This is a genomic window from Kosakonia sacchari SP1, assembly GCF_000300455.3.
GTDB classification, from domain to species: Bacteria; Pseudomonadota; Gammaproteobacteria; order Enterobacterales; family Enterobacteriaceae; genus Kosakonia; species Kosakonia sacchari.
Window position 1 is genome coordinate 4,435,679 of record NZ_CP007215.2, and the last position, 12,305, is coordinate 4,447,983.

A 12,305-nucleotide genomic window follows, 5' to 3' on the forward strand; every position below is an offset into this window, starting at 1 on the left:
CCGGCAGCTTGACCCAGCATCGCCTGAAGCCACATGCCGATTACGACAACTACGGTGACAAAGCCGCCTTGCGGCAAACATTGGTGGCGGAGCAGCGCGGCCTGTGCTGCTACTGCCAGTCCAGAATCCGTGCCAATGAAGATGAAATGAAAATTGAGCACTGGCAGAGCCAGACTGGGTTTCCCGCACGTCAATTGGACTTTAGTAACCTGCTAGGTGCTTGTCTTGGGGGCAAGGGGCGCGCTGCAAAGGATCAACATTGCGACACCCGCAAGGGTAATTCTGTCCTTTGCTTCAGCGTGAGTGACCCCGCGCATCCCATTGAGCGAAAGATTAAATTCCTTGGGGATGGCCAAATCAAGTCCGATGATGCAACGATAGATGCAGCATTGAACAATGTACTCAACCTCAATTGGTCACGTCTGGCAAACAACCGTAAGGCAGTGCTAGATGCGTTCAAGCAGCGACTTGGGAAGGGTAACTTGAACGTTGCGCAAGAACTCAAGAAATGGGATGGAACCCAAACTGGAGAGCTTCCAGAGTTTGCGCAAGTGATGGTGTTTTGGTTAGAAAAGAGAATGTCGAGGGCCACCAAATGAAACGCACCAGTGAAGCCGCCTTCGAAACCGCTATCGATGCGGTCTTGCTGGATGACGGCTACAAACGGGTCGACGCCAAAGGCTTTGACCGCGAGCGAGCGATCTTCCCCGATGAGGCGCTGGCCTTCATCCGTGCTACCCAAACCAAGGTGTGGGAAAAGCTGGAGGCCTTGCATGGCGAACAAACCGGTGCGCGCGTGCTGGAGTCACTTTGTAAATGGCTGGATACTCATGGCGCCCTAGCCACGCTGCGCCACGGCTTCAAGTGTTTTGGCAAGACGCTGCGAATTGCCTTCTTCCGCCCGGCCCACGGCCTGAATCCGGAGCTGGAAGCGCGCTACCAGGCCAATCGGCTGGGGCTGACCCGCCAATTGCATTTCAGCCCGAAGTCTGAAAAGTCGCTGGACATGGTGCTGTCGGTCAACGGCATTCCGGTGGTGACGCTGGAACTCAAAAACCCCTTAAGTGGCCAGACTGCGGCCAATGCCATCCACCAGTATCGCCATGACCGCGACCCACGCGAACCGATCTTCGTGTTCACTAAGCGCACCTTGGTGCATTTCGCGGTGGACACTGAGGAGGCGTACATGACCACTCGCTTGGCCGGGGCCTCCACCTATTTCCTGCCGTTCAATCGGGGTTTTCGTGGCGGTGCGGGCAACCCGCCCGACCGGGACGATCGCAACTACAAAACAGCGTATTTGTGGGAAGAGGTTCTACAGCGCGACAGTTTGCTTGATCTACTTGCCCGTTTTTTGCACCTGAATATTGAAGAAAAAACCACAGACGATGGCAAAAAGGTACGCAAGGAAAACCTGATCTTTCCGCGCTATCACCAGTTGCAAGCGGTGCGCGAGATGGTTTCGGCTGCAGCTACCGAGGGGGTTGGACATAATTACCTAGTCGAGCACTCGGCCGGCAGCGGTAAGAGCAACACCATTGCCTGGCTGGCGCATCGCCTTTCTAGCTTGCACAACGAGCGCGACGAGCGGCTGTTCGACAGTGTGGTCGTCATCACCGACCGTGTGGTGCTCGACCGTCAGTTGCAGAACACCATCTACCAGTTTGACCACCGCCAAGGTGTGGTACTGAATATCGACGAGGATTCGCGCCAGCTCGCAGAGGCTCTTGAAGATGGCGTGCCGATTATCATCACCACGCTGCAGAAATTTCCATTCGTGTCTGGGCAGCTGTCCAAGTTGAGCGAGGAGCGCGGCGAAGGCAGAAAGAGCCATCTGCCCACACGTAACTACGCGGTGATCATCGACGAGGCGCACAGCTCGCAGTCGGGCGAGACAGCAACCGAGCTCAAGGGCGTACTGGGCGGTGCCGAGCTGCGCCGCAAGGCACAAGAAATGGCGGAGGAGGAAGGCGAAGTCGAACTGGAGCGACTGTTCCGCTCCATGGCCAAGAGGGGCCATCAACCGAACATGAGCTTCTTCGCCTTCACCGCCACGCCCAAGCACAAGACGCTGGCGATTTTCGGCCGCAACGGTGAGCCATTCCATCGTTACACCATGCGCCAGGCTATCGAGGAGGGCTTCATCGAGGACGTTCTCAAGAGTTACGTTACCTACAAGACCTACTACAAGCTGATCAAGAAGGCCGAGGAAGACCCCAATGTCGAACGCAAGAAAGCCGCTAAGGCACTAGCCCGCTTCATGCGCCTCCATCCGCACAACATCGGCCAGAAAACTGAGGTGATGGTCGAACACTTTCAGCACTTCACTCGACACAAGATTGGCGGGCATGCCAAGGCGATGGTAGTGACCGGGTCAAGGCTGGAGGCCGTGCGCTATAAGCAGGAGTTCGACCGCTACATCCAGGAGAAGAGCTATCCTCTCAAGAGCCTAGTGGCGTTCTCGGGCAGCGTGGAAGACGACAAGATCCCGGAGAAGTCGTACACAGAGGTTGAGATGAATGACGGCCTAAAAGAGAAAGAGCTGCCCGACACCTTCACTAAGCCGGATTTCCGCGTTCTGCTGGTGGCCGAAAAATACCAGACCGGCTTCGATCAGCCGTTGTTGCACACGATGTATGTGGACAAGCGCCTAGAGGGCATTCAGGCGGTGCAGACTCTGTCGCGCTTGAACCGTACCCATCCGCTTAAGGACGACACTTTCGTGCTCGACTTCGTCAATGAGCCCGGCGAGATCCAGGAGGCTTTCCGCCAGTACTACGATGGCTCAGTCATGGGTGAGAAAGTCGATCCCGACAAGCTCTACGAGGTCAAAGCCGAGCTTGATGCGTCTGGCGTGTACCTGCAGACCGAGGTGGCCGAGTTCGCACGCGTGTTCTTCGCGCCAAAGCGCCGCCAAAGTCCCGGCGACCACAAGGCGATGAACGCGATTATCGATCAGGCAGTCGCGCGCTTCGTGCAGTTGCAGAACACGGAGGAGGCGGAAGCCGAGCTTTGGCGCGGCAAACTACAAGCCTTTCGTAATCTCTACAGTTTCTTGAGTCAGGTGATCCCCTATCAAGACAGCGATTTAGAAAAACTCTTTACGTACCTGCGGCACCTCGCGCTGAAGCTGCCTAAGCGCAAGAGTGGACCGGGATATCAATTTGATGAGGAGATTGAGCTCGATTATTACCGGTTGCAGAAGATCAGCGAAGGCTCGATCAGCCTCAATGAGGGCTATGCCAAACCGCTGGATGGCCCGCGTGAGGTTGGGTCTGGAATGTTGCGCGAGGAACATGTTTCGCTGTCGCGCCTCATCGATATCATCAATCAACGTTTTGGGGGCGAACTGAACGAAGCAGATCAACTGTTCTTCGATCAGATCTCCGAGGCGGCCAGCCGAAGCGAAGCTCTGCAGAAGGCGGCCGAGGTTAACTCCCTCGACAAGTTCCAACTGGTTTTCAGGCAAGTGCTAGAGTCCCTCTTCATCGAGCGCATTGAATTGAACGAGGAGCTGTTCACCGACTACATGGGCAAGCCGGAGATGCAGGAGCTGGTATCGAAATGGCTTGGTAGTCAAGTCTACGAGCGGCTTTCTGCTGCGAAGAAGGCGGGGCCGTAATGGGCATGGTTTCGTTCCGCTGGGGTCCAGCATTCAGGAATTTCCGGACAGTTGGTCGCTTGCCCGCGACAGTGCTCATAACCTCGGGCATCCAGCCTTGCTTCGAATGTGGGATAAACGGCTGCGCGGATACAGAACCATGGGTTATCGAATAGCACAAACACAAGAAATAGGAAAAGTTTAGAATTATTGTGTTTCTTTTCCCGTATTAGTAAACTCCACTTTGGGATATTAATTTAAAACTATTTTGTTATTTTAAGTGGTGAAGTAGATAAAATAATCGATTTTTAACTGTTTTTGTTTATAACTATTTTGTCAAACCACACCATTCAGTCCTTTCTTCTTCCCAACGTGCTCCCCATTCTTCATTTCGTTTTTTACGTTCGGGAGTTACGGTCAGAATATTTGCTATACCATCCAGTACGGCGGTTCCACATGCATTGGTTGCGCTGGATAGTGCAATTGGCTCAGGTTTTTTCCGCTTTAACTTGGACTCATCACTAACGATATTACGGCGTTTTGTGGTGAAGCGCGCAAAGGTGCTGCTCAGGTCATCTTTATTGAAACCGTTCTCACTCATGGCAACGCCCCCTCTTTTGTTTAATTAACAATCTACTAAAAATACACAAATCAGGCAAATTGTTGAGCTCTATTTAAGCAAAATAGTCCAGCTTTCTTCGACGATTTGTTGGAACGTAATCCTCACCCGTATCTTCTGCACATAACCCTCTTCGGACTTACCGGCGTACCTTAAAGAGCTTACCAATCTGGCTGTTTTTCCCGAGAAACTCTTCTTGTTCACGAGTCATGTCCCACCATGCTTTGTCCAGTTCCGAAAGATTCTCCATAGTCAGAGTTTCCCAGTCCTCCCCATTATTCAAGCGTTCAATCATTGAGAATCGATCAGAATTTATAAGTTCTTGAGATGGCTCGGTTATTGAGCCTTTTAGACTCAACACCGTCAGCAGCACTTGTGCAGTATTCGCCCGATCAATGCATTTACCAAGTGCGGATAACATCTTTTCAAGTGCAGCGGCTCGGTCAGTTGCGGGTTCAAGACCATATGTTTCCATTTTTTTTCTCAGATCCCGCATTTTTTTCCGTCGTTTTTCGGCGGATGTTATGATACTTCGGAGTTTTGTAATTTCAGGTTCTGTGTTAAGGATAGTCCTTCTATTTCCAAGATTTTTTACGGCCTGCACAGCCTTATTGACATCGTCTTTCAATGGATTGCTGCGATCAAGAGTTCGAATCTCGTCATTCACAAGGCTGATGGCAAGCTTGTACCCCTCCTGGGTGGTGAGTTGGGGAAGCCAACTCCGTGCTACAACAAATGCCGCAATTGCGGTCAATACAGTAGCCAAGTTCAGGATTGCCGATAGCCAGTCTACGGCGCTGCCGGTTTCTTTCATCCTGAAAACAAGAACGGCCACCAGTATAAATAGGCAAGTTACTATTGCACTGACGACTGCTGTCAGTGCAATTTCCCAGGTACAGCGGAACCAGTACGCTAGTGTCGACCCATGTTTTTCTGTAGTCATTATTATTATTTACCTTTAGGGATCAGCCACGATTCCGAATGAGTACCTTGGTATAGGGTGCCATTCTGGTTCAACCAGATTCTGACACTTCATTCCTCCTTAGGGATGAAAAGGGCTGACAGTCTTGGGGAGATGGTAGCAATGGTGTTCTGATTTAAAGGTTCGCTTCAGGCTATCATAAAAAAGATATGGCCTGTAAATTTGCGGCCATATCTTCTTTAATTTCACCTTGTCGACTTGATAATTCTTTAGCCTATCAGGAGCATACCATATTTTTGCTCGCGTGCTTCAAAGGCAGTACGCCCACCTTCAAGTACATCGCATATTGCTTTTCGCATACTGTTTTCTTCACCGTGATCGCCATATTCTAGGGCCCCGCAACGATAACTGATCATTTCATCCGTATTGTTGGCGATAAGCACCTGCTCAGCATCGCAGTTGACAACCAAATTGGCATTATGGGTAACGATGATTACTTGGCGGTATTGTTTGATCTTGCGGAATAAAGGTACCAGATTGTGCATAATGAAGTCGTTATCAAGATCGTCTTCTGGTTGATCGAACACGAAGGGGGAACCAAAGGCATCAGTGGCTAGCTTGAGGCATACGTAAAACGTTCCCCGTTGCCCGGCGGAAAGTTTTTCAACTGTTTTCCCTTTATATTCAAATTCTGCCCTTACTGTCAGATAACGTGAAATACTTTCTGGGCTGAAAAGAAAGGCAAGCAGTGCAAAAGGCCCTTGGGAGTTAAAATATTCACTTTTCCATACAAATGTTTCAATGGAGATTTTTTCGCCCGGCATCTCAGGAAGGGAGATCGTTTTCTGACCAGCTATAAGAGCCAAAAAATCCTCGATACTGTGCACACCAAATACCGTCCGTAGTCTTTCCTCGGTAGATAATTCGCCTGAAACGCGAAACTTTCCCCTGTTAACACGCTCAAGTATTCCACTGTAAAACGCGGGGATATCAAAATGAGGTTGCCCGAAGATACGGATATCCATGAGTATTTCACGGATCAGCTCTCGCTGGTCAGTGGTCAGATGCGGCTTTTCCGTCAGAGATGCAAAGGTGTTGTCGATTTTCTCTTTTTTACCCAGCAGATGGTGTACAAAATCAGTCGCCAGCGTGGCCCGTTGTTCTGTTCCGATTTTTGCCTGCACGACGCGCTGCTGAATCTCTCCCTGACGGAGGGTGGCATGCTGGATCTGTTCTTGGTAACCGCGAATTTTCTCTAGCACACCGGAAATATCCTGTTCAATACCCTGCTCCCGGAAGGCAATAACGATTCTTTTATTTTCTTCTTCGAGCTGTACCTGTTGCTTCTCCAGCGCGGTGATATGGGCTGACACACAGGCTTTGTGGGAAGTTAGATCAAGCGGCGGAATGGGAACAGCCTCCGTGCCAGCATCATTAACTTCTTGGATGCGCATATTCAGACTGGCCTCTGCTTCAACTGTCTCACGAAGCAGAAGGCTTGTGCTGGTCAGCGACTTTGCCAGGACCGTACTGCGAGAGCTGTTAATCTGAAATTGTTCGATCAGGCGCTTATTTTTTTCGCTGGTCAGTGTGTTGATTTTATCCTGAGCGGCTTTTATTACGCCAACATGATAACTCTCCGTGTTGATGGCCTGCCGTTGTTCATCACGAAAGCTGTGGTATTCACGAAATGCACGATAGTCGCTCAGGTTATCCGCCAGTGCCTCCCTGAGTGATTCCGGGATATCCTCTATTGAAAGACGTAACATTTTTTTGATTTCATCGCTGATCAAGCCTGGTTGCTGACAGAGCAGCTTGATCTCACCCTGAGATACATGGAGATATTCGTACCCTTCGCTCCGACTTTCAAAAAGTACTTTTTCTCCGTTGGCCTTATCAAGTTCCACAATGAGGTGCTGTACATTAACGTCACGTATTTCACTGCCGCGGCTGGCAGCTCCGGCAAACTGTGAGCGAATCGCATCCAGAAGGAGACTTTTCCCTGTTCCCCGACCACCAATAATGGCTACCATGTCCGGGTTAAGGGGGATGGATAATTTCCTGAAGCAAATACTCTGGCCGTGGAAAATTGGGCCACCCACTTCAAGGCGGCTGAAATGCACTTTTGGTAGCCGCTGGGCGGGCGAGGTTTGGTCTAACGCAAGACGACATTCGGGCTCGAGCATGGCTTGCCTTAATCCCTCAAAGGTGGGAAGCGCCTTGACCCATGTATATCGCCCGCCAATCTGTTCTGGGCTGTGCGCATCTGAGCAAAGAAAAACTGGTTTGATCGTCGCTCCGGGATAGCGTTCTGTGCTTAGGAAAAACGTGCGGTCATCAACACCCCCGAAGATTATCTGGCCCTGACGGTCTATCTCGGTTGCCGCTGCAGCAGAACGTCCGGTAGCTCCTGGACGATACCCTCCGTAACCATTGGGGCAAACGGCGATAAGGTAATCTTGAAAAGGTCGTAGTTCAGAATTTAGGTGGTTAGTGAGTCCGGATAATGAGACAGTAATGGTATCTACTCCATGATCGCTTTCTCTGACGCTTTTCTCACAACAGTACACATTTTTTCCGTCGCCATCAGTGAGGCGTATTGGGAGGCGGGAAAGGGCTTCGTTGATACGTTCGGTGCTCAGCTTTTCTGAAAAGAGAATATGTATGTTGATGAATTCGCCGTTTTTGTTCTGCTGATCAAGCCGAAATTCAACGTTCCCGAGAACCGTGATCGCAAGTCCCTGTCTGGCGATTTCATTTCTGATAGTTTCTAGTTCGTTCTGTCTGAAGTAAAAATAGTTGGTTACGGCGACAAGGGATAACTGCTGCTCTCCGAGTTTACGGACGAAGCCTTCAATATCCTGAGCGTTATAATTATTTGCCAGCCACGTCATCGGACTGTGGATGTGTAAATCCCATTTATTCCAATGTGAACCTTTCACCCGGATGATCCTTTTTTAAGAGTACTCATCTTTCATAATATTGTGGATATATGTCCCCGCCAGGTACTTTCCACGTCAGTTTGAAGCAGGTTTAACTCGCAGGGATTATTACTGTTAAAACCGCAATAATTAGATGCTTAAACGACAATAAACTCAATAATGCCTTTATGACATAAATAGGTATGTATTGTTTATATCTTCTTTTGCAAAATATGCAAAAGAAACGTGTATTGATAGATGTTTTAATTTCCATTATTCTAAAATTATAGAAATGTTTATTGAGGAATATGATGGATATCGCATCGGCTGCATCTGCACTAAAAGAATTGGGGCATCAGACTCGGCTGGTAATCTATAAAGATCTGGTCAAAGCGGGGCCAACAGGGATGTCTGTAGGTGACCTTCAAAAGAGAATTGAGATTCCCGCATCTACGCTAAGTCATCATCTGTCATCGCTGATGTCCGTCGGCCTGATTAAGCAAGAAAGGCAAGGTAGAACCCTTTTCTGCCATTCCCACTATGAAAAACTTGAAGAACTCATCTCGTTCTTAATTGAAGAGTGCTGTGGACTGACCCCGCCCCGGTAGACGATCCTGCCCTATAGTTGGACTGACCCCGCCCCGGTAGACGATCCTGCCCTATAGTTTGAGCATAGGAGGAGCGTATGGGCACACCACGATTTACACCTGAATTTAAGGAAGAAGCCGTCCGTCAGATAACGGAACGCGGTTATTCCGTCGCCGAAGTTTCTGACCGGCTGGGCGTTTCAGCACACAGTCTCTATAAGTGGTTACGGGCTATTAAACCCGATAACAGCGAGCAGCATGCCCGTGATTTACTGGAAGCGAAAAGCGAGATCCTGAAGCTCAGGGCCCAACTGAAGCGCACTGAGGAAGAACGGGACATACTGAAAAAGGCCGCGCGGTACTTTGCAAGGGAGCCCGACTGAAGTACCGCTTTATCAATGAGCACCGCACTGTATGGGGTGTCATGACGATGTGTCGGGTGTTGTGCGTTGCCCGGGCCGGGTTTTATGCGTGGCTGCATAACCCGGTCTCCGCGCGGGATAAAGATAACCAGCGTCTGCTGACGCTTATCCGTGACTCCTATTCACTGAGCGGAGGCGTATACGGTTACCGCCGGGTTCATGGCGACCTGAACGAAATCGGGGAAATCTGCGGTAAAAATCGGGTGGGCCGTATTATGCAACTGAACCGGATTAAAGCCGTGCGCGGCTATAAAGCTCCGCGTCGTATCGCCGGCAGACCTTCAGTGGTTGCGCCTAATCGTGTGCAGCGGCAGTTTACCGTTGTCCGGGCCAATCAGGTCTGGGTAACCGACATTACCTATATCCGCACCTGGCAGGGCTGGTTATATCTGGCGGTGGTTATCGATCTCTTCGCCCGTAACGTGGTGGGCTGGTCGATGAAACCCACTCTCTCACGCGAACTGGCGCTGGATGCGCTCATGATGGCCGTGTGGCGACGAAAACCGGACGGCGAGGTTATCGTACACAGCGATCAGGGCAGCCAGTACGGCAGCGACGACTGGCAGCGCTTCTGCCGGGCCAATAACCTGGCCCCGAGCATGAGCCGGCGTGGCAACTGCTGGGATAATGCGGTAGCGGAGTCGTTCTTCAGTTCGCTGAAAAAAGAACGGATCAGAAAGCGCATCTATAAAACCCGGGATCTGGCCCGGGCCGATATCTTCGATTACATTGAAGTGTTCTACAACCGGGCCCGGCGCCACAGCCATCTCGGCGGCGTCAGTCCGGAGGCCTTTGAACAGGCCTCGTCGTGAGGACAGGAAATGTCTACTGTTGTGGGGTCAGTCCAGAACAAGGAAGTTTGCTGAGTGGCACGCAAAGGCTCAGCTTTCCAGGCATACCATGAATCATTCAGCTTTCCTGCCTTTTAACCTCCCCATTACCTGCATTATTTATAATTATTCCATCATTTTTACTGCGAATGAAAACGCGGGTCAAACCACGGGTCTTGACTGGCTGGGAATAATAGTTTTATGATTCATTTCAATTTAATAGATAACTGAATGCTCCCGAGTCCGGGCACCACTTATTCAGAGAACCCAGCCTATGGCTGGGTTTTTGCTTTTCTGCTCCCGGCTCCTTCATCGAACTGCGTTCGATTATTCGCCGCAAGCGGCTCACCCCTTCGGGGCCAGCGCGACAGGCGCGCTGTTCAACGCCTGACGGCGTTAGTCCGGGTCCGGGCACCACTTATTCAGAAAACCCGCCCAAAAGGCGGGTTTTTGCTTTTGGAGAGAAGGATTCTCCATCGAACTACGTTCGATTATTCGCCGCAAGCGGCTCTCCCCTTCGGGGCCAGCGCGACAGGCGCGCTGTTCAACGCCTGACGGCGTTAGTCCAGGTCCGGACACCACTAATTCAGAGAACCCAGCCTATAGCTGGGTTTTTGCTTTTGGGGATACATACGCCTGGCCCATACGTCCTCTCCCTGACCTGCATTTCGCGGAAAATCGCAGCACCTTGTTTTTCCACGCCATCACGCCGATAGTGTCTCTTTTGCCGAAACGGACATTCAAATGGTTAAAAGCGTAAATCGTACTTCGCTATATACAGCGGCATTGGTGCTGTTACTGATCCTGATTTATACCGGCTGGTTTGCCAAAGACCGGGTGACCTGGCTGATGGAAGTGGTGCCAGTAATGATTGTCGTGCCATTGTTGCTCGTGACCTGGCGCCGTTATCCGCTGACATCGCTGCTGTATGTGCTGATCTTTTTCCACGCCATCATTCTGATGGTCGGCGGCATGTATACCTACGCGAAAGTGCCGATCGGCTTTGATGTGCAACAGCTCTTTGGGCTAAGCCGTAATCCCTATGACAAACTCGGCCACTTCTTTCAGGGGCTGGTGCCCGCACTTGCGGCCAGAGAAATATTGCTGCGCGGGCAGTATGTGCGGGGCGGGAAGATGCTCGACTTTATCGTCTGCTGCATTGCGCTGGCGATTAGCGCCACCTACGAACTCATTGAGTGGTGGGCAGCGCTGGCGATGGGCCAGGGTGCGGATGAGTTTCTCGGCACCCAGGGCGATCCGTGGGATACCCAGTCGGATATGTTCTGCGCCCTGCTTGGCGCGCTGACTACAGTACTGGTTCTGGGGCGCTGGCACAAACGTCAGCTCAACGTGTAAGACAAATCGCGGCGAAGACTGGAGCCAACGTGCTTCGCCGCCTATACTCCGGGGATACCCCCAACGCCCACACACTTATGACCACGCAACTTCTTACCCGTGACTGGCGCTTGCCCGCCGCCGTTGCCCTGCTGGCGGTGGTGCTGGCTGCTGCCTTCGTTTTACATGCGCACTGGGCGGCCTTTTTGCAATGGTGCCTGGCGACACAAATCACCCTGCACCGCTATCTGGTGATGTATTTGCTGCAACTGAATAACCACCAGTACAGCGGCGGTTTATGGCTGCTGACCGGCGCTTTCTTTTATGGCGTGCTGCACGCTATTGGCCCCGGCCACGGCAAGTTTATTGTTACCACCTGGCTTAGCACCAACAACGAAAGCCAGATAGCGACGCGTGTCATTCCCGTGCTGGGCAGCCTGATGCAAGGCGTAAGCGCTATTCTGTTCGTCTTTATTCTGGCGGTCGGTTTCAACCTTGCCGCAGGCGACCTCAGTGAAAGCCGCTGGTACGTTGAGAAAATAAGCGCAGTGATGATTGGTGGTTTTGGGGCGTTTGTTGTCTGGAACGCGCTGAAAAGCCTGAAGCCGCGCAAACTGACCATCCACTCGCTTACGCCCGCCCATCAGCACGATGATCTGTGTGGCTGCGGCCACCACGGCGTTGGCGCTAGCACACAAGGTGACTGGAAAACGCGTCTCGGCGTGATCCTCGCTATCGGTGTACGGCCATGCAGCGGCGCAATCATGATTTTGCTCTTCGCCAACGCACTGGGCATCGTGAGTTGGGGTATTGCGGCGGTGATGACCATGGCGGTCGGCACGGCACTGTCGATCGCCGGCTTGTCGCTGGCGGTGCGTTATGCGCGTAACAGCACAGCGGCGTTTTTTGGCGGTGAGGCAAGCACGTTACACAGATTCGTTCCGCTGTTGAAAATCGCCGGTGGCGTGGCGCTGATGCTGTTCGCGCTGGTGCTGTTTTTAACGGTCATTCCGGTGAGTGCGAACGGGGATTATATAGCGGCGGGATGTTAAAAAAGCCCGGATGGCG

9 protein-coding genes are annotated in these 12,305 nt (G+C 51.6%); 6 read left to right on the forward strand and 3 right to left on the reverse strand.

Features of this window, described 5'->3' with window-relative positions:
• The first annotated feature begins 8 nt into the window (after positions 1–8).
• Complete coding sequence (locus C813_RS44000) at positions 9–599, forward strand: retron system putative HNH endonuclease (RefSeq protein WP_202969605.1); 591 nt, start codon at positions 9–11, stop codon at positions 597–599.
• Positions 596–3,622: a type I restriction endonuclease subunit R gene (locus C813_RS44005; RefSeq protein WP_017460108.1), complete on the forward strand. Its 3,027-nt coding sequence runs from the start codon at positions 596–598 to the stop codon at positions 3,620–3,622. The genes C813_RS44000 and C813_RS44005 overlap by 4 nt, the downstream gene beginning before the upstream one ends.
• 307 nt (positions 3,623–3,929) lie before the next feature.
• On the opposite strand, the gene C813_RS44010 is transcribed toward C813_RS44005, so the two are convergent.
• The 3 genes from C813_RS44010 to C813_RS44020 form a co-directional block, all read right to left on the reverse strand.
• Positions 3,930–4,202 carry a hypothetical protein gene (locus C813_RS44010; RefSeq protein WP_017460107.1) on the reverse strand — a complete coding sequence of 91 codons (273 nt, stop codon included), beginning with the start codon at positions 4,200–4,202 and terminating at the stop codon, positions 3,930–3,932.
• A 157-nt stretch (positions 4,203–4,359) separates the two neighbouring features.
• Complete coding sequence (locus C813_RS44015) at positions 4,360–5,163, reverse strand: hypothetical protein (RefSeq protein ID WP_017460106.1); 804 nt, start codon at positions 5,161–5,163, stop codon at positions 4,360–4,362.
• A 248-nt stretch (positions 5,164–5,411) separates the two neighbouring features.
• Positions 5,412–8,084, reverse strand: coding sequence for a TrlF family AAA-like ATPase (locus C813_RS44020; RefSeq protein ID WP_017460105.1), 2,673 nt, complete (start codon positions 8,082–8,084; stop codon positions 5,412–5,414).
• A gap of 290 nt (positions 8,085–8,374) precedes the next feature.
• Between C813_RS44020 and C813_RS44025 the strand changes: the two genes are divergently transcribed.
• The 4 genes from C813_RS44025 (at position 8,375) to C813_RS44045 (ending at position 12,289) form a co-directional block, all read left to right on the forward strand.
• A complete protein-coding gene (locus tag C813_RS44025; RefSeq protein ID WP_017460104.1) occupies positions 8,375–8,671 on the forward strand; it encodes an ArsR/SmtB family transcription factor in 297 nt (98 codons plus the stop codon).
• A gap of 77 nt (positions 8,672–8,748) precedes the next feature.
• Positions 8,749–9,884 (forward strand): IS3 family transposase gene (locus C813_RS44035; protein ID WP_202969604.1). Its coding sequence is split into 2 segments (ribosomal slippage): positions 8,749–8,995 and positions 8,995–9,884, totalling 1,137 coding nucleotides; the frame shifts between segments, so codons are not numbered across the junction.
• Positions 9,885–10,646: 762 nt separating this feature from the next.
• Entirely contained in the window at positions 10,647–11,258 is a 612-nt protein-coding gene (locus C813_RS44040; RefSeq protein WP_017459526.1) for a DUF2238 domain-containing protein, read from the forward strand.
• A 77-nt stretch (positions 11,259–11,335) separates the two neighbouring features.
• Positions 11,336–12,289 carry a nickel/cobalt transporter gene (locus C813_RS44045; protein WP_017459525.1) on the forward strand — a complete coding sequence of 318 codons (954 nt, stop codon included), beginning with the start codon at positions 11,336–11,338 and terminating at the stop codon, positions 12,287–12,289.
• Positions 12,290–12,305: the final 16 nt, after the last annotated feature.